The sequence below is a fragment of the Amycolatopsis australiensis genome, assembly GCF_900119165.1.
GTDB lineage: Bacteria > Actinomycetota > Actinomycetes > Mycobacteriales > Pseudonocardiaceae > Amycolatopsis > Amycolatopsis australiensis.
Map to the genome: position 1 here is coordinate 2,628,927 of NZ_FPJG01000006.1, position 22,473 is coordinate 2,651,399.

Consider the following 22,473-nt stretch of genomic DNA (forward strand, 5'->3'; position numbering starts at 1 on the left):
CCTCCCGGGGCGGATACCGTTCGGGGGTGCCTCGACGCAACCGTCCCGGGCGCCGGCAGGCCGGCGGGCCCGCCGAACGCGATCTCGGTGCCGCGACCGGGTGGGCGCGGGCCGAGTCCGGGGCCGACGGTGACTGGCTCGTGCGGAGCGTGCCCGGCTCGCAGGCCACCAAGTTCTACCGCTGTCCCGGCTGCGACCACGAGATCCGGCCCGGCACGCCGCACGTCGTCGTCTGGCCCGCCGACGAGACCGGCTCCGTCGCCGACCGGCGGCACTGGCACCGCGCCTGCTGGGAGGCCAGGGCCCGGCGCCGGCCGCACCGCCGCTGGTGACGCTTCTCTCTGAAGTTTTCAAACAACGCCCGGCTCAGCGCCGGTAGTGCCGCGACATGGCGCCGTCGTACATCTCCTCCGTGTACTCGGTGAAGCCCAGCCGCTCCGCCACCCGCAGCGACGGCTTGTTCTCCACACTGACGCTCGCCACCACCGGCAGCGTCGGCAGCTCGCGGGCACACCACTCCAGCACCGCCCGCCCCGCCTCGACCGCGTAGCCCTTCCCCCACGCGGACGGCCGGAACCGGTAGCCCAGGTTGAGCACCTTCTCGCCGTGGAACTCCCGCAGCCGCACCCCGCACATGCCGATGACCTCGGTGCCGCCGCGCTCGAGCACCGCGGGGTAGCCGAAGCCGTGCTCGGCCCAGTGCGCCAGCCAGTCCAAGAACATCGCCGACGCGCGCGGGACGTCCGGCGGGTCGGGGTGGAAGCGGTTGGTGCGCGGGTCGGTGTGGATGTCGACCATCGCCTGCCGGTCCGCCTCGTGGAGCGGACGCAGCAGCAGCCGGTCGGTTTCGATGTCGGTGAACACAGGGGCGAAGCTAGCGCGGGGGTCCGACAAAATGGCTCGCATGACCGAACTGCCGCTGGTCCTCCTCCACGCCTTCCCCCTGGATTCCCGCATGTGGAACGCGGTGCGGGAGCCGCTCGCGTCACGCGTCCGGGTGATAACCCCGGACCAGCGCGGGCTCGGCCGCTCGCCGCTGCCGGAGTCCGATCGCGAACCGAGCCTCGAAGACGCCGCGCGCGACGTCGTCGCCCTGCTCGACCGGCTGGAGCTGGACCGCGTCGTCCTCGGCGGCTGCTCGATGGGCGGCTACCTCGCGATGGCCGTGCTGCGGCTGGCGCCGGAGCGGGTCGGCGGGCTCGTCCTCATCGACACCAAGGCCGCGCCCGACACGCCGGAGGCCGCGCAGAGCAGGCTGGACGTCGCGGCCCGCGCCGAGCGCGAGGGCACCGGGAGCTGGCTGGCCGAGGCCAACCTGCCCAACCTGCTCGCCGAAGCCACGCGCACGCGGCGACCCGAGCTGGTCGAGACCGTCCGGGAGATCATCGAGTCGCAGCCGGCCGCCGGGGTCTCGTGGACGGCGCTGGCGCTGCGGAACCGCCCGGACTCCCTCGATCTCCTGCGTCGTACGGCCGTCCCCGCGCTGGTCATCGTCGGCGAAGAGGACGCGATCACCCCGGTCGCGGCGGCGAGCGCGATGGCCGAGGTCATGGCCGGGTCGACGCTCGTCGTGCTGCCGGGAGCCGGGCATCTGACCCCGTTGGAAGATCCCGCGGGCGTGGTCGAGGCGATCCTCTCCTGGTACCCCGCGACTCACGAGAAGTAGGCGGCGAGGGCCGTACGGGCTTCGGGGAGCCGGTGCGGGAAGCGTTGAGCGATCACGAAACGCCACACGACGACGTAGAACGCGCGCAACTGCGTATAAGCGCGAAGAACCCCTTCGTCGACAGAGGCCGGGTAGGCGGCGAGGTACTCCGCGCCGCCTTGGCTCGCGAGGACGCCGAGATCCCACGCCAATGGCCCGCGCCAGGTGTCCTCGAAGTCCAGCCAGCACGGCCCGGCTTCGGTGGCGATCAGGTTGCCGGGGTGCGCGTCGCCGTGCAGCGGCTGCGCGGCGACGTCCGGCAACGCCGCTTCGATCCGGGCCGCCTCCGCGTGCAGCCGCGGGTCCGGGTCGTACCGGTCCAGGACCCGTGCGACGTCCTCGAGCGGGCCGCGCCGCGGCAGTTCGCCCGGGTAGTCCCGCACCGCCGCGTGCACCTCGGCCAGCGACCGCGCGACGACGTCCGGTGCGTACCGGTGGTCCGGATCGTGCGGGATGTGGTGCCAGAGAGTGACCGGAAGACCGCCGGCGAAATGGGGTCCGGCCTCCGGGTCCGTGCTGGGTGAGACGACGCGCACACCACGTTCGGTGAGGAACCGCGACACCGCCACGTCCCGCTCCTGCCAGGCCGCGCCGGGCCGCGCCAGGCGGGTCGTCCCCGGCACCCGCGCGACCAGCGGACCCAGCCTCACCAGCACGTTCGAGCGCTCGTGCAGCACCTCGGGGTCGCGCGCGGCCAGACCGAGCCGGGCGGCCACGGTCCGTACCGCCCGCACCGCGGTACGCGTGTATCCGTCGGTCACGCGCCGATCTTGCCAGCCGGTGCGCGCGACTGTCGGTAGCGAGGGCTACGATCCCCCTGAGCCACCGAGACCGGGTCCGCCCGAACCCCGGCGGCCGGACGATGACCACCCCAAGGTTGCAGTGTTGGAGGCAGGAGTGACGGCCGTAGCCCCCAAGCCGATCGCCACGCGCCCGTATCCCGCGCGCGAGTCGGTTAAGGGTTCGTACCTGCTGCGGTTGTTCCGCACGACGGACCACAAGCAGATCGGGATCATGTACCTGGTCACGTCGTTCGCCTTCTTCATGGCGGGCGGCGCGATGGCCATGCTCATCCGCAGCGAGCTGGCGCGGCCCGGGCAGCAGTTCCTGTCCCAGGAGCAGTACAACCAGCTCTTCACCATGCACGGCACGGTGATGCTGCTGCTGTACGCGACCCCGATCCTCTTCGGTTTCGCGAACTTCGTCCTGCCGCTGCAGATCGGCTCGCCGGACGTCGCGTTCCCGCGGCTGAACGCGTTCTCGTACTGGCTGTACCTGTTCGGCGGCCTGATCGTGATGTCGGGCTTCCTGACCCCGGGCGGCGCCGCCGACTTCGGCTGGTTCGCCTACACCCCGCTGTCGGACGCGATCCACTCGCCCGGCGTCGGCGCGGACCTGTGGATCTCCGGCCTGGTGATCGGTGGTCTCGGCACCATCCTCGGCGCGGTCAACATGATCACCACGGTGGTCTGCCTGCGCGCGCCGGGCATGACGATGTACCGGATGCCGATCTTCACCTGGAACATCCTGGTCACGAGCATCCTGATCCTGCTCGCCTTCCCGATCCTGACCGCGGCGCTGATGGGCCTGCTGGCGGACCGGCACCTCGGGGCGCACGTGTTCGACCCCGAAAACGGCGGCGTGATCCTCTGGCAGCATCTGTTCTGGTTCTTCGGCCATCCCGAGGTGTACATCGTCGCGCTGCCGTTCTTCGGCATCGTGTCGGAGATCTTCCCGGTGTTCAGCCGCAAGCCGCTGTTCGGCTACAAGAGCCTGGTCTGGGCGACGCTGGCGATCGCGGCCCTCTCGGTCGCGGTGTGGGCGCACCACATGTACGCCACCGGCGCCGTGCTGCTGCCGTTCTTCTCCTTCATGACGTTCCTGATCGCCGTCCCGACCGGCATCAAGTTCTTCAACTGGATCGGCACGATGTGGAAGGGCCAGCTGTCCTTCGAGACGCCGATGATCTTCTCGATGGGCTTCATCGTCACGTTCCTCTTCGGCGGCCTGACCGGCATCATGCTGGCCGCGCCGGCGATCGACTTCCACGTGTCGGACAGCTACTTCGTCGTCGCGCACTTCCACTACGTGCTCTACGGCACGATCGTGTTCGCCACCTTCGCCGGCATCTACTTCTGGTTCCCGAAGATCACCGGCCGGATGATGGACGAGAAGCTCGGCAAGTGGCACTTCTGGACCACGTTCATCGGCTTCCACATGACGTTCCTCGTCCAGCACTGGCTGGGCGCGGAGGGCATGCCGCGCCGGTACGCCGACTACCTGTCCAGCGACGGCTTCACGACGCTGAACACGATCTCGACGATCGGCGCGTACATCCTCGGTGCCTCGACGCTGCCGTTCATCTGGAACGTCTTCAAGAGCTACCGGTACGGCGAGATCGTCACGGTGGACGACCCGTGGGGCTACGGCAACTCGCTCGAGTGGGCGACGTCCTGCCCGCCGCCGCGGCACAACTTCACCGAGCTGCCCCGGATCCGTTCCGAGCGGCCCGCGTTCGAGCTGCACTACCCGCACATGATCGAGCGCATCCACAACGAGGGCGAGATCGGCTTCTTCGGGAAGCAGAAGGTCAACAGCCACGCCGCCCCGTCGCAGGTGCTTACCGAAGCGGTGATCCCGGGGGACCACTCCCGCGACAACGCGAGCGAGCAGGGCGACAAGTAGGAACCTGAACGAGTGAGCGCGTGCCCGGCTGATGTGAAGCCGGGCACGCGCTCTATTTATGTCCGAGCCCGGACCGGCAGACTGATCGTGCAGCGTTGCCGACCGAGGGATGACCAGTGAGCCAGACGCCCGTCCTGATCACGACGACCGGCCCCGACAAGCCGGGCGTCTCGTCCGTGCTGTTCGCCGTGCTGACCCGGCACGACGTCGACGTGCTCGACGTCGAGCAGGTCGTCATCCGCGGGCAGCTCGTGCTCGGCGTGCTCGCCGGCGTGTACCGCGACCCGGAGGGCCTGCAGGAGTCGGTCGAGCAGGCCATGGCGTCCGTCGGCATGCAGGTCGAGGTCAAGATCGGGTCGGCGATCGGCGACGACCCGTTCGCGCTGGGCCGCCGCGACTCCTCGCACGTGCTGGTGGTGCTGGGCCGTCCGGTCACCGCGCGGGGCTTCTCGGAGGTCGCGCGGCGGCTGGCGTCGCTCGGCGCCAACATCGACACGATCCGCAGCGTCGCCGACTACCCGGTGACCGGGCTGGAGCTGTACGTCTCGGTCGACCAGGACACGGCCGAAGCCGATGCCGCGTTGCGCTCGGAGCTCGCCGACGCCGCGGTCGAGGCGGGCGTCGACATCGCGGTCGAGCGCGCCGGGATCACGCGCCGGGCCAAGCGGCTGGTCGTCTTCGACGTCGACTCGACGCTCATCCAGGGCGAGGTCATCGAGATGCTCGGCGTGCACGCCGGGGTCGAGCCGGAGATCCGCGAGATCACCGAAGCCGCCATGCGCGGCGAGCTGAACTTCACCGAGTCCCTGGAGCGGCGGGTCGCGCTGCTGAAGGGCCTGCCGGCCACGGCGATCGACGAGGTCGCCGCGTCGATCGAGCTGACCCCGGGCGCGCGCACGACGATCCGCACGCTGAAGCGGATGGGTTTCCGCACCGGCGTGGTGTCCGGCGGGTTCACCCAGGTCATCGGTGGTCTGGTGGCGGAGCTGGGCCTCGACTTCGCGGTGGCCAACGACCTCGAGATCGTCGACGGCAAGCTCACCGGCCGCGTCGTCGGCGACGTCGTCGACCGCGCGGGCAAGGCGAAGGTGCTTCGCCGTTTCGCCGACGAGTACGACATCCCGCTGGAGCAGTGCGTCGCGGTCGGGGACGGCGCCAACGACATCGACATGCTGTCGGCAGCCGGCATGGGCGTCGCCTTCAACGCCAAGCCCGCGCTGCGCGAGGTGGCCGACACCGCGCTCTCGCACCCGTACCTGGACGCCGTGCTGTTCGTGCTCGGCCTCACCCGCGCGGAGGTCGAAGCGGCCGACGCCGCCGACGGGCTCGAGCTGATGCGTCCGTGAGCAGCGTTCTCGACCCCCTGGGCGCCCGCTACGCCTATTGGCTGGGGCTTCCGGCCGAAGACACCTCGGACACCTCCGACGAGCTGCCCGGGGAAGTCCGGGCGATGCCGGTGATCCTCCGGATCGAGCGCGCCGAGCCGCCCGGCCGCACGCCGCTGCTCGAAGCCGCGGCGGCGGCCGCGCTGGCGGTCTGCCTCGACGACCGTTCCGCGCCCGGCGGCGAGTGGGCCGAGCCGATGCACGCGTGGCTCGACAACCGGATCCGGAAGGTCGCGCGGCGGGCGCGCGGCGCGCACTGGGCGGCCGTGCAGGACCTGCCCGGCGTCACTGTCGAGATCGACGGTGCCGAGGCGCGGGCCCTGGTGCCCGGCCTGGTCACCGAGACGCCCAAGGAGGTCGCGCGGCTGCAGATCTCGGGCAGCGAGCTGCCGCCGGACGAGCCGGGCCCGATCCCGGACGGCGTGCCGCTGCTCCTGCTCAACCCGCACGCGCCGATGACCGTCGGCAAGGCTGCCGCGCAGGTCGGGCACGCCACCATGATCCTGGCCGCCTTGCTCGGCGACGCCGACCGGGCGGACTGGGCCGCGCGGGGCTACCGGACCGCGGTGCGGCCGGCGAGCGAGGCGCGGTGGAAGGAACTGCACCCCGGCGACGACCCCGAGGGGGCGTGGCGGCGCGACCGAGTCATCGCCGTCCGGGACGCCGGGTTCACCGAAGTCGACCCGGGCACGATCACCGTTCTTGCCCAGTGGGAGCCGGAACAAGCGGCTTCCTGAGCCGGTTGGAGCGGGCATGGGACTCGAAGTACAGCGGGACGGGCAGCACGCCTTCGTCGGCCGCAACGACCGGGGCGCGGAGGTCCGGCTGGGCCGGACGGGCGCCGAAGGGGCGTTCTCGCCCGCCGAGCTGCTGCAGATCGCGGCCGCAGGCTGCAGCGCGGTGACCGCCGAAGAGCTGATCACGCGGCGGGTCGGCGAGGACGCGAAGTTCCGCGTCACGGTCAGCGCCGACCGCCGCGAGGGCGCTTCGGAGCTGGACGCCGTGCACGTCGCGTTCGACGTCGACGTGTCGACATTGCCGGCGGATCAGCGGCAAGCACTCGCCGGCGCCGTGGATCGCGCGATCGAACGCCTCTGCACGGTGAGCCGGACGCTCAAGAAGGGCATTCCGGTGACGGAAGAGTTCCCGGTTTAGGGTCCGGCGCGACGGGGATCAGCTCGTCGAACTCCTCGCGGAGCTCCTCGAGCTGCTTCCCGTTGAGGAACGGCAGCAGCACACCACACGACCGGCAGGCCCGGCCCCGGCTCGCGAAGAAGGCCGGGCGGGCGTCGAGCAGGTCGGGCCGCGCGAACCGGAGCCGGATCTCGTCCCACTTGACGTCGAGGTCGCCGAGCGGGCTGAGGCTGTCTTCGGCACCGCAGACCGGGCAGCGCATGTCAGTTCTTGCCGGATTCCCAGACGACGTAGGCCTGGTCGGCGTCGGTGGTCATGGCCTCGATGAACTTCTCGTTGTCGAAGCCGGGCAGTGACTGCAGGCGCTCGATCAGCGCGTCGGCCGCCGGGTCGCCGCTCGGGACCGCCGTGCCCTTGCCGTCGGTGCCCACCAGCATGAAGAAGACGTCTTCGTTCCAGGGACCGTCGGGGATGACGCGGACCATCACCGACGACAGCTCGGTCCACGTGACGGCCTCTTCGCTGCCGTCCGCGAGGCGCCGCCGCACGCCGTCGTCGTCGACCGTGACGGTCCGGGAATGAGCGCTGGACGAATCCTGGGTCAACCGGTGCTCCCTTGCTGCGTCGGTGGGTTCACCGTACCGGGCGCGGCCGTGGACCGCGTCACGCGGGCGCGGCTGCGTCCAGCCGGCGCAGCGCGTCGCGCACCACCTTCGGGTCCATCGTCGGCCAGAACGGCGGCAGCGACGCCCGCAGGAAGCCGCCGTAGCGGGCGTTCGCCAGCCGGGAGTCCAGGACCGCCACCACGCCGCGGTCGGTGACCGACCGGTGCAGCCGCCCGGTGCCCTGCGCCAGCAGCAGCGCCGCGTGCGTGGCCGCCACGGTGAGGAACCCGTTGCCGCCGCGGGCTTCCACCGCGCGCTGGCGCGCCGAGGACACCGGGTCGTCCGGGCGCGGGAACGGGATCCGGTCGACCACCACCAGTTGCAGCGACGGGCCGGGCACGTCGACGCCCTGCCAGAGGCTGAGCGTGCCGAACAGGCACGTGCGGACGTCCTCGGCGAACTTCTGGACCAGCAGCGACGTCGCGTCTTCGCCCTGGCAGAGGATCGGGAAGTCCAGCCGCTCGCGCATCTCTTCGGCCGCCTGCTTGGCCGCGCGCATCGAGGAGAACAGCCCCAGCGTGCGGCCGCCCGCGGCCTCGATCAGCTCGGCCAGTTCGTCCATTGTGGACGGCATGAGCCCATCGCGGCCCGGTGGCGGCAGGTGCTTGGCCAGGTACAGGATGCCGTTGCGCCGGTGGTCGAACGGCGAGCCGACGTCCAGGCCGGTCCACTTCGGGCCCGAGTCGTCGGACGGCGCTTCCTTCTCGGTGGCGGCGCCCGGCGCCTGCTCGACGCGGGCCGCGCCCGGCGGCAGGCCCCACTGGCGCGCCATCGTGTCGAACGTGCCGCCCAGGGTCAGTGTCGCCGACGTGAGGATCGTCGTGTGCTGGTTGAACACGCGCTCGCGCAGCAGCCCGGCCACGCCCAGCGGCGCCACCTTCAGCGCGGGCGGCCGCGGGTTCGACGCGAACTTGTCACCCGAGAGCCAGACGACGTCGCGCTGGTGCGCCTGGTCCTCCTCGAACGCCTCCAGCAGCCGGACCGCGGTGTCGTGCACCTCGTCGAGCAGTGAACGCGCCAGCTTGCGCGCGGTGGCCTCCTCGACGTCCTCCTTGCGGTCGGAGCCCAGCGCCGTGATGCACGCGTGGGCGGCGTCGCGGATCGCCGGGATCGCGCCCCGCAGCGGCCGCGGCAGCTCGTCCATCCGGCCGGGCGGCAGGTCGTCGACGATCAGCGCCAGGCCGTCACCCGCCTCCAGCAGGCGGTCCGCGATGTCGGCGTCGATCAGCTTGCCGCAGCGGCGGGCGGCCGCCGCGCACATCGCGCTGGTCAGCTCGCCGGTGGCGACCGAGGTGACCCGGTCGACGAGGTCGTGTGCCTCGTCGATGATCACGACGTCGTGGTCCGGCAGCACCTGGTAGCCCTGCAGCGCGTCGATCGCCAGCAGCGCGTGGTTGGTGACGATGACGTCGGCGCGGCCGGCCTCGGCGCGGGCGCGCTCGGCGAAGCAGTCCGTGCCGATCGGGCAGCGCGAAGCGCCGAGGCATTCCTTCGCCGTCACCGAAACCTGCCGCCACGCCTGGTCGGAGACGCCGGGGACGAGCTCGTCGCGGTCGCCGGTCTCGGTGTCCGACGCCCACTCCCGCAGCCGCGTGACCTCCTTGCCCAGCCGCGACACGGCGAACGGGTCGAACAGCTGGGCGTCTTCCGGCTCGTCCGGCGCGCCGGAGTCCAGCCGGTGCAGGCACATGTAGTTGCGGCGGCCCTTGAGGATCGCGAAGGTCGGTTCGCGGCCGAGCGGCTTCTTCAGGGCCTTCGCCAGGCGCGGGAGGTCGCGGTCGACGAGCTGGCGCTGCAGCGCGATCGTCGCCGTGGAGACGACGACCGTGGCTTCCTTCTCGACGGCGTGGCGGATCGCGGGGACGAGGTAGGCCAGCGACTTGCCGGTGCCGGTCCCGGCCTGGACGGCCAGGTGCTCGCCGGTGCGGATGGCGCGGCCGACGGCCTCGGCCATCTTCACCTGCCCTGGGCGTTCGGCACCGCCCACGGACTCCACCGCGTGGGTGAGGAGTTCGAGGACGCCGGGGAAATCGGTTCGGGCGGGCACAGCGACACACATTAGCCGCCGGGGCCGACAGGATCGGTGATCCGTCGCGAACGGGCCACTCGCGCCGCTCCGGGCGGCCGGCGGGGGAGCACGGCCGCACACGGCGAAGGGGCCTCCCCGCGAGCGCGGGAAGGCCCCTCCGGCCGGTGCTCAGTCTTCGGCGCGGCGGCCCGAGACCAGCTTCCAGGTCAGCGGCAGGAGCCCGGCGGCCACGACGATCTTGATCGCGTCGCCGACGAGGAACGGCGTGACACCCTTGGCGAACGCCGTGGCCAGGTCGAACCCGGTCGCCGCCATCAGCCACGGCACGCCGAACGCGTAGATCACGACGTTGCCGAGCACCATCGTGCCCGCGGTGCGCACCGGCGTCCGGTCACCGCCGCGGCCGGCGAGCGCGCCCACCAGCGCGCCGGCGAAGACGAACCCGACGATGTAGCCGGCGCTCGCGCCCGACAGGCCCGCGGTGCCGTGCTGGAACCACGGCACGCCCACGGCGCCGACGAGCAGGTAGACCAGCATCGACGCGGCACCGCGCGACATGCCGAGCGACGCGCCGACGAGCAGCGCGGCGAACGTCTGGCCGGTCATCGGCACCGGGCTGCCCGGCACCGGGATCGTCAGCTGCGCGGCGGCGCCGGTCAGCACGGCACCCCCGGCGACCAGCGCGATGTCCCGGACGAGGGAGCCGGGCACGAGGTCGGCCAGCACGGGCCGCTTGCCGGCGAAAGACAGCGAAGACACGAAACCTCCCTGGGTGAAGCACACGCGACGACCGAGGTTAACGCTCGTTACCCCGGGAGAAACCCCTGAAGTTGCGTTCCTCACCGGCCACTCGTCCGGGTGGACCCGATCAGGGACGGCACCGGGGCTGCCGATGACGAAGTGGGTCACTGCGAACAGTCACGGAACCGAGGAGGCCGGTGCATGCGAAACGCCAGGAAGAGGACATTCCGGTTGCTGGCGGTGACGACGCTGGCGGCCCCGCTCCTCGCGGCTGCGGCGCCGGTGACGTCCACCGGATGGGCGTCTTCCGGCTCGCTCGACGTGACCGTCGACAACGAGCACGTCGTCACCGGTGAACTGGCTAAATGCACCGCCGACGGCCCCTACGGCGCCCGGACGCAGGGCGGCGCGACCGGCGACGTCGCGGTGTTCGGCATCGGCGAGAGCGGCTGCGGGCGTTCGGACGCCGTGGCGATCGCGCAGGCGTCCGGGCACCGGTTCGAGACGACCGTGCTGCGGCGCTACGGCGGCCCGGTGCTGTCGGTGCGCACCTACTCGGCGAAGTGCGCCACGACCGCCACCGGCAGCCTCGGCGAGGTCTCGATCGGCGCGGTCGACGGGATCACCGTGCCCGCGCAGATCCCGCCGAACCACCGGATCGTCATCCCCGGCGGCCCCGCGGGCACGGCGCTCGCGACGGTGATCCTCAACGAGACCGTGACGCCCCAGCCGCCGGACGGCAGCCTGGTGACGCACGCGGTGCACATCGAGCTGTTCCCGCAGGGCGGCCCGGCGAGCGGGGACATCTACCTGGGCACGGCGGCCTGCGACCCGTTCGGCAAGAAGTAGCTACGCCGTCGCGAAGCGCGCAGCCGCCGCGACGAACTCGCCGGCCCGGGTGGCCAGGTCCGGCAGGCTGCCACCCGGCGAGAGCGCGTCGCCCAGCAACGGCGTCGCCGCCGCGACCGCGATGGCGCCCGAACGCAGGTAGCCCTCGACGTCGGCGAGGTGGACTCCGCCGGTCGGGACCAGCGGGACGTCCGGCAGCGGGGCCCGCACCGCGCGCAGGTACGCGATCCCGCCGGCCGCCGCGACGGGGAACACCTTGACCGCCGCCGCGCCGAGGCGCCACGCCTGGTCGATTTCGGTCGGCGTCAGCGCGCCGCAGATCACCGGCGTCTCCCGCTCGGCGGCGCGGTCCAGGACCGCCGGGTTGACCGTCGGCGTGATCAGGTACGCCGCGCCGGCGTCCACCGCGATGTCCACATCGGACGGTTCGCGGACGCTGCCCGCGCCGACCAGCGCGTCTTCGCCCAGGGCCAGGCGCAGGGCGGTGATCGCCGCGGGCGCGCCGGGTGTCGTCAGCGTCGCTTCGAGCAGCCGGACGCCCGCCGCGTGCAGGACCATCGCGGCGTCGGCGAAGCGCGACGCGTCCGTGGCCCGCAGGATCGCGACGAGCCGGTGCCGGGCCAGCTCCGCCTGCAGGTCCTTCACGCGACGTGTGCCGTTCCGGTGTGCGCGACCCCGGCCTCGGCGAAGTCCCGCAGCGTGGCCTCGACGCTCGCGGCGGCGATGCCCGCGGTGTGGTCCAGCAGGACCCGCACGCCGAACCCGGCGCGCGCCGCGTCCAGCGCCGTGGCCCGCACGCAGTAGTCGGTCGCGATGCCGACGATGTCGACGTCGGTCACGTCGTGCTCGCGCAGCCAGGTTTCCAGGGACTTCCCGTCCCGGGACGCGCCTTCGAAGCCGGAGTACGCCGCGCTGTACTGGCCCTTGGAGAAGACCTCGCCGATCGGGACGACGTCGAGGGCCGGGTGGAACGACGCGCCGGGCGTGCCCGCCACGCAGTGCGGCGGCCAGCTGTCCTTGAAGTCGGGCGTCGCGCTGAAGTGGCCACCGGGGTCGATGTGGTAGTCGCGGGTGGCGACCACGTGCGAGTAGCCGCCGGACACGCTGAGCGCCGAGATCGCCTCGGCGGCCGCTGCGCCGCCTTCGACGGCCAGCGAGCCCCCTTCGCAGAAGTCGTTCTGCACGTCCACCACGATCAGCGCGGTCCCCATGTCGAGCTCCGTTCAGAGAAACAGCGTCGGGATGGCGGGCTCGCCGTGCGAAAGCTTGAGGCCCTCCCACGGCAGGCTGACCAGGCCGCGGCGCAGCCGCTGCCGCGCGTCGTCGAGCGTAGGCAGGTCCGGCACCGGACGGCCAGCGCGCAGCAGCGGGATCTGCAGCGGCCGGTCGTTCGGCTCCGGCTCCGGCGCGTCGCCCGCCGTGGTCCACACGACCTCTTCGACCGCCGTGCCCGTGCCGCGGTGCCGCCGCAGCGCGGACTTGCGGCCGCCGCGGGACTCCTTGTGCGCGCTGCGCTTGGCGACCGGTTTGCCGTCCACCTCGACCAGCTTGTAGACCATGCCGGCGGTCGGCGCGCCCGACCCGGTCACCACGGAGGTGCCGACGCCGTACGCGTCCACCGGCTCCGCGCGCAGCGCCGCGATGGCGTGCTCGTCCAGGTCGCCGGAGACGACGATCCGGGTGTCCTTAGCGCCGAGCGAGTCCAGCTGCTCGCGGGCGCGGCGGGCCAGCGGGCCGACGTCGCCGGAGTCGATCCGGATGGCGCCCAGCTCGGGGCCGGCGACGCGGACCGCGGTCTCGATGCCGGCGGTGATGTCGTAGGTGTCGACCAGCAGCGTCGTGTCCGGGCCCATCTTCTCGACCTGGGCGCGGAAGGCCGCCTCCTCGCTGTCGTGCAGCAGCATGAAGGCGTGCGCGACGGTGCCGCGCGTCGGGATGCCGTAGCGGCGGCCGGCTTCCAGGTTGGACGTCGTCGCGAACCCGGCCAGGTAGGCGGCGCGCGCGGCCGCGACCGCGGCGTACTCGTGCGTGCGGCGCCCGCCCATCTCGATGATCGGGCGGCCGTGCGCGGCGCCGGACATCCGGGCCGCCGCCGACGCGATCGCGCTGTCGTGGTTGAGGATCGACAGGACCAGCGTCTCCAGCAGCACGCACTCGCCGAACGAGCCGGTGACGGTCAGGATCGGCGAGCCCGGGAAGTACAGCTCGCCCTCGGGGTAGCCGTCGATGTCACCCGAGAACTCGTAGTCGGCGAGCCAGGACAGCGTCGCGTCGTCGACGACCGCGGTGGCTTCCAGCTGCGCCAGCTCGGCGTCGGTGAAGCGGAAGTCCGCGATCGCGTCGAGCACGCGGGCGGTGCCCGCGACGACGCCGTAGCGGCGCCCGTCCGGCAGGCGCCGGGCGAACACCTCGAACACGCAGGGCCGCGCGTGCGTCCCGTCGGCGAGCGCGCTGCCCAGCATGGTCAGCTCGTAGTGGTCGGTGAGCAGCGCAGTGCTGGCTGTGGCCGGCTCCGGTGAACCCATGGGGGTAAGCCTATTCACCCACATGGCCGGACCTGGCGCGGCGTACCCCGTCACCCCCGTGACACCATGGGGTGCATGTCCACGCCTGTCGCATCCGAACAGACGCAGGTCGAGCCGGTCGGCGCGGAAGTCGCCGACGCGGACACACCGTGGCGGACCGTGGTGTGGAACGACCCGGTCAACCTCATGTCGTACGTGACGTACGTCTTCCAGAAGCTGTTCGGCTACAGCCGCGACCACGCCACCAAGCTCATGCTCGACGTGCACCACAAGGGCAAGGCGATCGTGTCGTCCGGCAGCAAGGAGAAGGTGGAGACCGACGTGGCGAAGCTGCACGCGGCCGGCCTGTGGGCCACCATGGAGCAGCCGTCGTGAACGGTTGGCGGCGCAAGGGCGCGGTGATCCACGCGGGGTTCGAGCAGCAGGAGGCGGCGGTGCTGCGCGGGCTGGTCAGCCAGCTCGAGGACATGCTCACCGCGCGCGCCGAGGAGGCGCCGCAGGACGAGCTGGCCGAGCTGACCGGCATCCGGACCGGCCCCACCGAGTCCCCGGACGACCCGGTGCTGTCCCGCTTGCTCCCGGACTTCCACAAGCTGGACCCGGACAACCCGTCGCGGGAGGACATCGACTCGGCCGCGGCGATGCGCTCGCTGCACGAGCCGGAGCTGCTGGACATCAAGGTCGGCGTGGCCAAGATCGTGCTGGACACGCTGCCCCGCGACGGCGGGCACGTCCGGCTGACCGAGGAGCAGGCCGACGCGTGGCTGGGCGCGCTCAACGACGTCCGCCTGGCGCTGGGCACCGCGCTCGACGTCACCGAGGACATGCCCGACGAGCTGCCCGAGGACGACCCGCGAGCCCCGCACCTGGGCGTCTACCACTGGCTGACCTGGGTGCAGGAGACGCTGATCCAGGCACTGACCGGATGATCACCGACGTGCCCGGTGTCCTCGTCGGGCACCACGAGCGGGTCGGCGACGGCTGGGCCACCGGGACCACGGTGGTCCTCGTCCCGGACGGCGCGGTCGGCGCGGTCGACCAGCGCGGCGGCGCGCCCGGCACGCGCGAGACGAACCTGCTCGAGCCGGAGAACCTGGTGCAGCGGGTCAACGCGGTCTGCCTGTCGGGCGGGAGTGCGTACGGCCTGGCCGCGGCCGACGGCGTCATGCGGTGGCTCGCGGAGCGGAACCTCGGCTTTCCGGTGGGCACGCAGCCGCACGAGGTGGTGCCCATCGTGCCCGCCGCCGTGCTCTTCGACCTGCCGCGCAGCGAGTGGGGCAACCGGCCTGACGCGTCCTTCGGGTACGCGGCCTGCGAAGCGGCTTCGGCGTCTTTCGCGCAGGGGACGGTCGGCGCGGGCGCGGGCGCGGCCGTCGGGTCGCTCAAAGGCGGCGTCGGGTCGGCCAGCGAGCTCGTCGGCGAGTACACGGTCGGGGCGCTGGCGGCGGTCAACGCGGCCGGCGAAGCGGTGGACCTCTCGACCGGCCGGGCGTACGCGGCCGACCATGGCGACTTCGGCGTGAAGTGGCCTTCGCGACCTGCGGATCTGCCGCCGCGCCGGACCGACCTGAACACCACGATCGGCGTGGTCGCGGTCGACGCGGCGCTGTCGAAGGCCGAGGCCCGCCGGCTCGCGGTCGCGGCGCAGGACGGACTGGCCCGCGCGGTGCGTCCCGCCCACACGATGTTCGACGGCGACACGGTGTTCGCGCTGGCCACCGGCGCCCGGGAGCTGCCGGAGGCCGGCGGGCCGTTCGGCGCGGCGGCGCGGCCGGCGGCACTGGACGCGCTGTGTTCGGCGGCGGCACGCGTGTTCGCGCGGGCCATGGTGCACGGCCTGCTGGCCGCGACCACGGCGGGCGGGGTGCCGGCCTACCGGGACGTCTGGCCGGAGGCGTTCGGCTGAGTCAGAGCTCCGGCAGCGGGTCCGGCGGCAGGTCGCGAGCCCCTTCGAGGTTCGCCGCGTGGACGGCGCCGACGTACTCCTCGTCGATCTCCAGGCGCAGCCCGGCGACCGTGAGGACCGGCCCGGGCGACGGGTGCGCCTCCACCGGGCCGATTTCGGTGCGCCGGGGCAGCCGGTCGTGAACCGCCTTCGGGAAGGTCCGCCGGAACCGGCCGCCGTAGAGCACCGTGACGCTGCGGTCGGTGACCACGACGAAGAACGACGCCCGGGTGCGCACGCCGTCGACGTAGAGCGAGATGCCGGGGAGCAGGTACTGGATCCCCTCGCCGTCTCGGAGGAACTCCGGCAGCGATCGCGGGCAGAGGCATGCCGATTGTCCTGGTGAGCGCAATATCTCATCATCTGGACAGCTTGTGTCCACGACCTAAGATGTCGGTGTGCTCCGGATCCGCCGTGAACTCGTCGACGAGATCGTCGCCCACGCCCGCCGTGACCACCCCGACGAGGCGTGCGGGGTGATCGCCGGCCCCGAGGGCTCCGACTCGCCCGAGCGGTTCATTCCCATGCTGAACGCCGCGCGGTCGCCGACGTTCTACGAATTCGACTCCGGCGACCTGCTGAAGCTCTACCGCGAGATGGACGCCAACGGCGAGGTGCCCGTGGTGATCTACCACTCCCACACCGCGACCGAGGCCTACCCGTCGCGGACCGACGCCAACATCGCGGCCGAGCCCGGCGCGCACTACGTGCTCGTCTCCACCCGCGACCCCGAAGTGCACGAGTTCCGGTCGTACCGGATCGTGGACGCCGAGATCACCGAGGAGCCGGTCGAGATCATCGACTGACGACCGGAATAAAGCGCCGCGCCGAGTGCGTCTGCGTCTAGGAAACCACCGGAGGTAAGAACCCATGGCCGTGACCGTCTCCATCCCGACGATCCTGCGCACCCACACCGGCGGCGAGAAGTCCGTCGAGGCGAAGGGCGCGACCGTCCTCGAGGTCATCGACGACGTCGAGTCCCGGCACGCCGGCATCAAGGCGCGCCTGGTGAAGGAGGAGAAGCTGCACCGCTTCATCAACGTCTACGTCAACGACGAGGACGTGCGCTTCGCCGGCGGGCTCGAGGCCGAGGTCAAGGACGGCGACACGCTGACCATCCTCCCCGCCGTGGCCGGTGGCTGATCGATGGCTCGCTTCGAGTCCCTGCTCGACGCGCTCGGCGGCACCCCGCTGGTCGGGCTGCCCCGGCTCTCGCCGACGCACGACGTGCGTCTCTGGGCGAAGCTGGAGGACCGCAACCCGACCGGCTCGATCAAGGACCGGCCCGCGCTGGCCATGATCGAAGCCGCCGAGCGCGAGGGCAAGCTGCGGCGCGGCTCCACGATCCTGGAGCCGACGTCGGGCAACACCGGCATCTCGCTGGCCATGGCCGCCAAGCTCAAGGGCTACGGGCTGGTCTGCGTCATGCCGGAGAACACTTCGACCGAGCGCAAGCAGCTACTGCAGGCCTACGGCGCGCGGATCGTGTTCTCGCCGGCCGCGGGCGGCTCGAACGAGGCCGTCCGGCGGGCGAAGGAGCTGGCCGAGGCGAACCCGGACTGGGTGATGCTGTACCAGTACGGCAACCCGGCCAACGCCGACGCGCACTACCGCGGCACCGGCCCGGAGCTGCTCAAGGACCTGCCGACGCTGACGCACTTCGTCGGCGGCCTCGGCACGACCGGGACCCTGGTGGGGGTCGGCCGGTACCTGCACGAGGCGAAGCCGGACGTCCAGATCATCGCGGCCGAGCCGCGCTACGGCGAGCTGGTGTACGGCCTGCGCAACCTCGACGAGGGGTTCGTGCCGGAGCTGTACGACGCTTCGGTGCTCAACGGCCGCTACTCGGTGGGCGCCTACGACGCGCTGCGCCGGACGCGTGAGCTGCTGGAGCACGAAGGCATCTTCGCAGGCATCTCGACGGGAGCGGTTCTGCACGCGGCACTGGCGGTGGCCGAGAAGGCGGCGGCCCGCGGCGAAACGGCGGACGTGGCTTTCGTGGTCGCGGACGCGGGCTGGAAGTACCTGTCGACGGGGGCCTACGCGGGCTCGCTCGACGAGGCCGCCGAACGGCTCGACGGGCAGCTCTGGGCCTAGGCAGGTGATCGAGGCGTTGCTTCCGGCGTCTGGTGCGGAAGGAGCGTCCGCGGGTCGATGATCGGCGGGTGATCAACGGGATGTTGTCCAAGGCCAAGACCGGGGTGGCGTGGCGTGATCCGCCCGAACGCATGGGCCGTGGAAGACGGTCTACAACCGGTTCTGGCGCTGGTCGCGGACCGGCACTCTGTCCGCCCTGGTGGCGCAGGCCCGGGTGATCGCCGAGGCGATCGACGAATTCGACCGCGAGGTCTCGGTCGATTCCAGCATCGTGCGGGCACAGCGAGCCAGGTGATCATGTCATCGGCCGATCCCGAGGTGGAGCCACTATCGAGATCCACCTCGCCTGTGACGGTCATGGACGGCCCTTGTCGATCGTGCCGACCGGCCGCAACGTCAACGACTGCACCATGTTCACGCAGGTCATGGCGGGGGGTCGAGGTCTGTCGGCCCGCTCCGGGCCGTTCGCCGACCGGGCCGGGCAGGGTGCTGGCCGACAAGGGCTACTCCAGCCGAGCCGTCCGCCCTTACCTGCGCCGACGACACAGCCCGGCGACCATCCCCGGGCGCCGGGATCAGCAAGCCAACCGGCTACGCCCGAGCCGGACCGGTGGCCGCCCGCCGGTCTTCGACCGCGCCGTCTACCAACGCCGCAACACATCGTCGGGCGCTGCTTCGACCGCCTCAAGCAGTTCCGCGCTATCGCTACCCGATTCGACAAGACCGCGACTTCCTACCGAGGCATGGTCGACCTGGCCACGCTGCTCATCTGGCTTCGAGGACACGCCCTCGGCACGCCGGTTTCGCGGTCGCGGGCGGCGAGTGCCGCTGCCCGCCTCCGGCATGCTGGAGGCATGAAGGTCATCGGGTTGCTCGGCGGCATGAGCTGGGAATCGTCGATCGAGTACTACCGGCTCGTCAACGAACGCGTGAAAACCCGGCTCGGCGGGTTCCACTCGGCGCACACCGTCCTCTACTCCGTCGACTTCGCCGCCATCGAGCGGATGCAGGCCGACGGGCGGTGGGACGATGCCGGTGCCGAGCTGAACCGGGCCGCCAAGGCGCTCGAAGCCGCCGGTGCCGAGTTCGTCGTGCTCTGCACCAACACCATGCACAAGGTCGCCGACCGGCTGGCCGACGGCCTCGGCATCCCGCTGCTGCACCTCGGCGACGCCACCGCGGCGGCCATCAAGGCGGCCGGCGTCCGGCGGGTCGGGCTGCTCGGCACCGGGTTCACCATGGGCCAGCCCTTCTACCGCGACCGGCTCGCCGCGCACGGCCTCGACGTGCTCGTCCCCGACGAGGCGGACCGCGATCTCGTGCACCGCGTCATCTACGACGAACTCGTGCTCGGGATCGTCGACGACGCCTCGCGGCAGGCCTACCGCGAGGTCATCGCCCGGCTCGTCGCGGCGGGCGCCGAAGGCGTCATCTACGGCTGCACCGAGATCGAGCTGCTGGTCGGCTCCGGGGACTCCCCGGTGCCGACCTTCCCCACGACCCGCCTGCACGCCGACGCGGCGGTGGACTACGCGCTGGGCACCACCTCGCTGCCCCGGCCGCCGACGTGAGCCTCGTGCTGCTCGACGACCTGCCGCCACAGCCGCTCGCGCTCCTCGGCCGTGAACAGCTCCGGCGAGATCCCGAAGACGTCCGCGGCCGCCGCCCACCAGTCCTGCGGTGACTCGAGGAGCTCCTGCGCGCCGTGGCGGTTCAGGGTCAGCGCCCGCAGCGTGTCCACGCCCGTCACGTCCCGGCGCTGGAGCACGCAGACCCGCACGAACCCCGACTCCGGCGCCGTCGACAGCCAGATGTGCTTGTCCGCGAAGTCGGCCGGCTTGGCCGGGCCGGGCGCGAAGTCCATGCCCGTGAAGCTGCCCGACGGGTCGTGGTCGAACCGCCAGCCGCCCGGGGCGACCTCCGACCGCCGCAGCCGGTACGTGTACGGGCCTTGGCGGTACGCGCCTTCGCGCAGCGGCAGCGGCTCGTGCGGGCCGTCACCCAGCCCGACGTCCACCAGCCACGTCGTCCCCGGCGCGTCCGGCAGCCCCGCGACGGTCAGCGCCAGGTGGTTCCGGTCGACGTTCGGCGCGTCGCCCGGGCCGCTCTGCACCCCGCCGATGTGCCACGTGACCTGGTAGCCGAGCGCGGTCAGCAGGGCCGCGAAGGCGCCGTTGAGGTGGTAGCAGTACCCGCCGCGGCCGCGCAGGATCCGCGCGAGCGACGCCGACGGCTCCAGCGACGTGATCCGCCCCAGCTGGACCTCCAATGCCTCGTACGGCACACGCTCCACGTGCGCCGCGTGCAGCCGCCGCAGGGCGGCGAAACTCGGCGGCCGCGCGTCCACGCCGAGCCGCTCGAGGTATCCGGTGACGTCGAAGTTCCCCATGGCCGAGACGCTAGCGGCCACCACCGACAAAACGCGGGATCAGGGATTTCACCCGAGGCGCGGCCACCGGAAGCCGACGTAGCCTCGGAAACGTGAGCACACTCAACCCCGCCCCGGAAACCGACGCCGCCAAGCGCGTGCTGCCGCCGCGGCCGAAGGCGGCCGCGCTCGTCGCGCTCTCGTTCACCCTCCTGCTCTACCTGGTGGAGCTGGTGGACGTGATCCTGCCCGGCGACCTGGACCAGGGCGGCATCCATTCGCGCGAGCTGTCCGGCCTCGACGGCGTGCTGTTCGCGCCGCTGCTGCACGCCGGCTGGTCGCACCTGTTCGCGAACACCGTCCCCGTGCTCGTGCTCTCCTTCCTCGCCATGGCCGCGGGCATCGGCCGGTTCGCGCTGGTCACGGCCATCATCTGGGTGGTGTCCGGGCTCGGGGTGTGGCTGATCGGGCCGGCGAACACGGTCACCGTCGGCGCGTCCGGGCTGGCCTTCGGCTGGCTCGCCTACCTGCTGGTCCGCGGCATCTTCAACCGCGCCGCCGGGCAGATCCTCGTCGCCGTCGTCCTGCTGGGCGTGTGGAGCGGCATGCTGGCCGGTCTCCTGCCGGGCACTCCGGGGGTTTCCTGGCAGGGCCACGTCTTCGGCGCGCTGGCCGGCGTCCTCGCGGCGTGGCTGACCACCCGCCGCCGGGGCAAGCGCGCCCCGGGTAACCTCGAAGCGTGACGTCTCCGCCCGCTGATGCCCCGATCGGCGTGTTCGATTCCGGCGTCGGCGGGCTGACGGTCGCGCGGGCGATCCTCGAGCAGCTGCCCGCCGAGCAGCTCCGCTACGTCGGCGACACGGCGCACAACCCGTATGGCCCGCTCCCGATCGCGACTGCCCGCAGCTACGCGCTCGCGGCACTCGACGAGATCGTCGAAAGCGGGGTGAAGGCCCTGGTCATCGCGTGCAACACGGCGTCCGCGGCGTGCCTGCGCGACGCCCGCGAGCGCTACGACGTCCCGGTGATCGAGGTCGTCCTGCCCGCCGCGCGCCGGGCCGCCGTGGCCACGCACACCGGCCGGGTCGGCGTGATCGGCACGGAGGGCACCGTGCGGTCCCGCGCCTACGACGACGCGTTCGCCGCGGCGCCCGGCATCACGCTCACCAGCGTCGCCTGCCCGCGGTTCGTCGACTTCGTCGAGCGCGGCATCACGTCCGGGCGGCAGGTGCTCGGGCTCGCCGAGGGCTACCTGCAGCCGCTGCTCGACGCCGAGGTCGACACCCTCGTGCTCGGCTGCACGCACTACCCGCTCCTGCAGGGCGTGCTGCAGATCGTCATGGGCCAGCAGGTCACCCTGGTGAGCAGCGCCGAGGAGACCGCGAAGGACGTCGTCCGGGTACTGACCGAGCGGGACCTGCTGACGACCAGGCAGACCCCGCCGCGGCACGAGTTCCTCGCCACGGGCTCGGCCGAGCCGTTCACCCGGCTCGCCCAGCGGTTCATGGGGTTCGCCCCGGGTGTCCTCGCTCCCACCACCGCGTGATCGCCGGTCCGGGCGCTTAGGGTGTCGTCGTGCGACTGACCATCCTCGGGTGTTCCGGCAGCATTCCCGGGCCGAACACCGCCGCGTCCGGTTACCTGGTCGAGGCCGAAGGCTTCCTGCTCGGTCTCGAGCTCGGCAACGGCACGCTGGCGCAGCTGCAGGCCGTGGCCGACCCGTTCGACCTCGACGCGCTGGTGCTCACGCACCTGCATCCCGACCACTGCGCCGACGTCAGCGCGCTCACCGTCCTGCGGCGCTACCACCCGGCGCCGCCGTACCCGGCGCGCCCGCGGCTGCTGCCGCTGTACGCGCCACCGGACGCCCCGACGCGCCTGGCGAACGCGTACGCGCCGAACGAGACCGAGCGGGCCGTCACCGACCTCTCCGACGTCTACGAGTTCTTCCCGCTGCGGCCGGAGCCGTTCCGGATCGGGCCGTTCGACGTCGTCGCGGTCGAGGTCGACCACCCGACCCCGGCGTACGGCCTGCGCATCTCCTACGGCGGCCGGATCCTGGCGTTCACCGGCGACACCGGGCCGTGCACGGCGCTGAACGAGCTCGCCGACGGCGTCGACCTGCTGCTCGCGGAGGCGTCCTGGACGGACTCGGCGGAGCGGCCCGCCGGGGTGCACCTGTCCGGGAAGCAGGCCGGCGAGCTGGCGCGCGACGCCGGTGTCGGGCGGCTGCTGTTGACGCACATCGCGCCGTGGACCGACGCCGGCGCGGTCCTGGCCGAGGCGTCGGCCGAGTTCCCGGGGGCCGAGGTCGTCAAGCAGGGTGCCGTCTACGACGTGTGAAC

General features: G+C 72.2%; 28 protein-coding genes. 17 read left to right on the forward strand and 11 right to left on the reverse strand.

What is annotated here, in order from left to right:
• Positions 1-26: 26 nt before the first annotated feature.
• On the forward strand, positions 27-332 hold the full coding sequence (locus tag BT341_RS13985; protein ID WP_072476715.1) for a hypothetical protein: 306 nt from the start codon (positions 27-29) through the stop codon (positions 330-332).
• A 34-nt stretch (positions 333-366) separates the two neighbouring features.
• On the opposite strand, the gene BT341_RS13990 is transcribed toward BT341_RS13985, so the two are convergent.
• Positions 367-906 carry a GNAT family N-acetyltransferase gene (locus BT341_RS13990; protein ID WP_072476716.1) on the reverse strand — a complete coding sequence of 180 codons (540 nt, stop codon included), beginning with the start codon at positions 904-906 and terminating at the stop codon, positions 367-369.
• Here BT341_RS13990 and BT341_RS13995 point away from each other — a divergent pair.
• Positions 905-1,666 (forward strand): alpha/beta fold hydrolase, encoded by a 762-nt coding sequence (locus BT341_RS13995; RefSeq protein WP_072476717.1) that lies wholly within the window; start codon positions 905-907, stop codon positions 1,664-1,666. The genes BT341_RS13990 and BT341_RS13995 overlap by 2 nt on opposite strands.
• Here BT341_RS13995 and BT341_RS14000 read toward each other — a convergent pair.
• Positions 1,654-2,466, reverse strand: a complete 813-nt coding sequence (locus BT341_RS14000; protein ID WP_072476718.1) for a phosphotransferase enzyme family protein — start codon at positions 2,464-2,466, stop codon at positions 1,654-1,656. The two genes, BT341_RS13995 and BT341_RS14000, sit on opposite strands and share 13 nt — an antisense overlap.
• Positions 2,467-2,602: 136 nt before the next feature.
• On the opposite strand from BT341_RS14000, the gene ctaD reads away from it, so the two are divergent.
• From ctaD to BT341_RS14020, 4 genes are all read left to right on the forward strand, one after another.
• Complete coding sequence (gene ctaD, locus BT341_RS14005; protein WP_072476719.1) at positions 2,603-4,390, forward strand: aa3-type cytochrome oxidase subunit I; 1,788 nt, start codon at positions 2,603-2,605, stop codon at positions 4,388-4,390.
• Positions 4,391-4,506: 116 nt separating this feature from the next.
• The gene (gene serB, locus BT341_RS14010; protein ID WP_072476720.1) at positions 4,507-5,736 is read left to right on the forward strand and encodes a phosphoserine phosphatase SerB; all 1,230 of its coding nucleotides are present in this window, start codon (positions 4,507-4,509) and stop codon (positions 5,734-5,736) included.
• A complete protein-coding gene (locus BT341_RS14015) occupies positions 5,733-6,512 on the forward strand; it encodes a peptidyl-tRNA hydrolase (RefSeq protein WP_072476721.1) in 780 nt (259 codons plus the stop codon). The genes serB and BT341_RS14015 overlap by 4 nt, the downstream gene beginning before the upstream one ends.
• Before the next feature lie 16 nt (positions 6,513-6,528).
• A complete protein-coding gene (locus BT341_RS14020; protein WP_072476722.1) occupies positions 6,529-6,930 on the forward strand; it encodes an OsmC family protein in 402 nt (133 codons plus the stop codon).
• On the opposite strand, the gene BT341_RS14025 is transcribed toward BT341_RS14020, so the two are convergent.
• From BT341_RS14025 to BT341_RS14040, 4 genes are all read right to left on the reverse strand, one after another.
• Positions 6,890-7,171: a hypothetical protein gene (locus BT341_RS14025; protein WP_072476723.1), complete on the reverse strand. Its 282-nt coding sequence runs from the start codon at positions 7,169-7,171 to the stop codon at positions 6,890-6,892. The genes BT341_RS14020 and BT341_RS14025 overlap by 41 nt on opposite strands.
• Position 7,172: 1 nt before the next feature.
• Positions 7,173-7,514 carry a hypothetical protein gene (locus BT341_RS14030; RefSeq protein WP_072476724.1) on the reverse strand — a complete coding sequence of 114 codons (342 nt, stop codon included), beginning with the start codon at positions 7,512-7,514 and terminating at the stop codon, positions 7,173-7,175.
• A gap of 58 nt (positions 7,515-7,572) precedes the next feature.
• Positions 7,573-9,621 (reverse strand): ATP-dependent DNA helicase, encoded by a 2,049-nt coding sequence (locus tag BT341_RS14035; protein ID WP_072476725.1) that lies wholly within the window; start codon positions 9,619-9,621, stop codon positions 7,573-7,575.
• A 150-nt stretch (positions 9,622-9,771) separates the two neighbouring features.
• A complete protein-coding gene (locus BT341_RS14040) occupies positions 9,772-10,362 on the reverse strand; it encodes a biotin transporter BioY (protein WP_072476726.1) in 591 nt (196 codons plus the stop codon).
• 213 nt (positions 10,363-10,575) lie between these two features.
• Here BT341_RS14040 and BT341_RS14045 point away from each other — a divergent pair, with 213 nt between their 5' ends.
• Complete coding sequence (locus BT341_RS14045; protein WP_072476727.1) at positions 10,576-11,193, forward strand: choice-of-anchor P family protein; 618 nt, start codon at positions 10,576-10,578, stop codon at positions 11,191-11,193.
• Here the strand turns inward: BT341_RS14045 and BT341_RS14050 are convergent, their stop codons facing one another.
• The 3 genes from BT341_RS14050 to BT341_RS14060 are packed head-to-tail and all read right to left on the reverse strand — an operon-like array spanning position 11,194 to position 13,718.
• Positions 11,194-11,838, reverse strand: a complete 645-nt coding sequence (locus BT341_RS14050; protein ID WP_072476728.1) for a bifunctional 4-hydroxy-2-oxoglutarate aldolase/2-dehydro-3-deoxy-phosphogluconate aldolase — start codon at positions 11,836-11,838, stop codon at positions 11,194-11,196.
• Complete coding sequence (locus BT341_RS14055; RefSeq protein WP_072476729.1) at positions 11,835-12,404, reverse strand: isochorismatase family protein; 570 nt, start codon at positions 12,402-12,404, stop codon at positions 11,835-11,837. The genes BT341_RS14050 and BT341_RS14055 overlap by 4 nt, the downstream gene beginning before the upstream one ends.
• A 12-nt stretch (positions 12,405-12,416) precedes the next feature.
• On the reverse strand, positions 12,417-13,718 hold the full coding sequence (locus tag BT341_RS14060) for a nicotinate phosphoribosyltransferase (protein WP_072476730.1): 1,302 nt from the start codon (positions 13,716-13,718) through the stop codon (positions 12,417-12,419).
• A 75-nt stretch (positions 13,719-13,793) separates the two neighbouring features.
• Between BT341_RS14060 and clpS the strand changes: the two genes are divergently transcribed.
• The 3 genes from clpS to BT341_RS14075 are packed head-to-tail and all read left to right on the forward strand — an operon-like array spanning position 13,794 to position 15,624.
• Positions 13,794-14,093, forward strand: a complete 300-nt coding sequence (gene clpS / locus BT341_RS14065) for an ATP-dependent Clp protease adapter ClpS (protein WP_072476731.1) — start codon at positions 13,794-13,796, stop codon at positions 14,091-14,093.
• On the forward strand, positions 14,090-14,647 hold the full coding sequence (locus tag BT341_RS14070) for a DUF2017 domain-containing protein (RefSeq protein ID WP_072476732.1): 558 nt from the start codon (positions 14,090-14,092) through the stop codon (positions 14,645-14,647). Before clpS ends, BT341_RS14070 begins: the two co-directional genes overlap by 4 nt.
• Positions 14,644-15,624, forward strand: a complete 981-nt coding sequence (locus BT341_RS14075; protein ID WP_072476733.1) for a P1 family peptidase — start codon at positions 14,644-14,646, stop codon at positions 15,622-15,624. Before BT341_RS14070 ends, BT341_RS14075 begins: the two co-directional genes overlap by 4 nt.
• A gap of 1 nt (position 15,625) precedes the next feature.
• On the opposite strand, the gene BT341_RS14080 is transcribed toward BT341_RS14075, so the two are convergent.
• Positions 15,626-16,015, reverse strand: a complete 390-nt coding sequence (locus tag BT341_RS14080) for a hypothetical protein (RefSeq protein ID WP_245804965.1) — start codon at positions 16,013-16,015, stop codon at positions 15,626-15,628.
• Positions 16,016-16,061: 46 nt separating this feature from the next.
• Here BT341_RS14080 and BT341_RS14085 point away from each other — a divergent pair, with 46 nt between their 5' ends.
• The 4 genes from BT341_RS14085 to BT341_RS14105 all read left to right on the forward strand — a co-directional run bounded on the left by BT341_RS14085 (position 16,062) and on the right by BT341_RS14105 (position 19,331).
• Positions 16,062-16,469 (forward strand): M67 family metallopeptidase, encoded by a 408-nt coding sequence (locus BT341_RS14085; RefSeq protein ID WP_072476734.1) that lies wholly within the window; start codon positions 16,062-16,064, stop codon positions 16,467-16,469.
• A 64-nt stretch (positions 16,470-16,533) separates the two neighbouring features.
• A complete protein-coding gene (locus BT341_RS14090; RefSeq protein WP_072476735.1) occupies positions 16,534-16,806 on the forward strand; it encodes a MoaD/ThiS family protein in 273 nt (90 codons plus the stop codon).
• 3 nt (positions 16,807-16,809) lie between these two features.
• Positions 16,810-17,760 (forward strand): PLP-dependent cysteine synthase family protein, encoded by a 951-nt coding sequence (locus BT341_RS14095; RefSeq protein ID WP_072476736.1) that lies wholly within the window; start codon positions 16,810-16,812, stop codon positions 17,758-17,760.
• Positions 17,761-18,614: 854 nt separating this feature from the next.
• Positions 18,615-19,331, forward strand: a complete 717-nt coding sequence (locus BT341_RS14105; RefSeq protein WP_072476737.1) for an aspartate/glutamate racemase family protein — start codon at positions 18,615-18,617, stop codon at positions 19,329-19,331.
• Here BT341_RS14105 and BT341_RS14110 read toward each other — a convergent pair.
• Positions 19,289-20,149 carry an arylamine N-acetyltransferase family protein gene (locus tag BT341_RS14110; protein ID WP_072476738.1) on the reverse strand — a complete coding sequence of 287 codons (861 nt, stop codon included), beginning with the start codon at positions 20,147-20,149 and terminating at the stop codon, positions 19,289-19,291. The genes BT341_RS14105 and BT341_RS14110 overlap by 43 nt on opposite strands.
• Before the next feature lie 92 nt (positions 20,150-20,241).
• Here BT341_RS14110 and BT341_RS14115 point away from each other — a divergent pair, with 92 nt between their 5' ends.
• From BT341_RS14115 to BT341_RS14125, 3 genes are read left to right on the forward strand one after another with little or no spacing between them, the layout of a single operon-like run.
• On the forward strand, positions 20,242-20,871 hold the full coding sequence (locus BT341_RS14115; protein ID WP_072476739.1) for a rhomboid family intramembrane serine protease: 630 nt from the start codon (positions 20,242-20,244) through the stop codon (positions 20,869-20,871).
• The gene (murI, locus tag BT341_RS14120; RefSeq protein WP_072476740.1) at positions 20,868-21,674 is read left to right on the forward strand and encodes a glutamate racemase; all 807 of its coding nucleotides are present in this window, start codon (positions 20,868-20,870) and stop codon (positions 21,672-21,674) included. Before BT341_RS14115 ends, murI begins: the two co-directional genes overlap by 4 nt.
• Positions 21,675-21,703: 29 nt before the next feature.
• Positions 21,704-22,471: an MBL fold metallo-hydrolase gene (locus tag BT341_RS14125; RefSeq protein ID WP_072476741.1), complete on the forward strand. Its 768-nt coding sequence runs from the start codon at positions 21,704-21,706 to the stop codon at positions 22,469-22,471.
• Positions 22,472-22,473 lie beyond the last annotated feature (2 nt).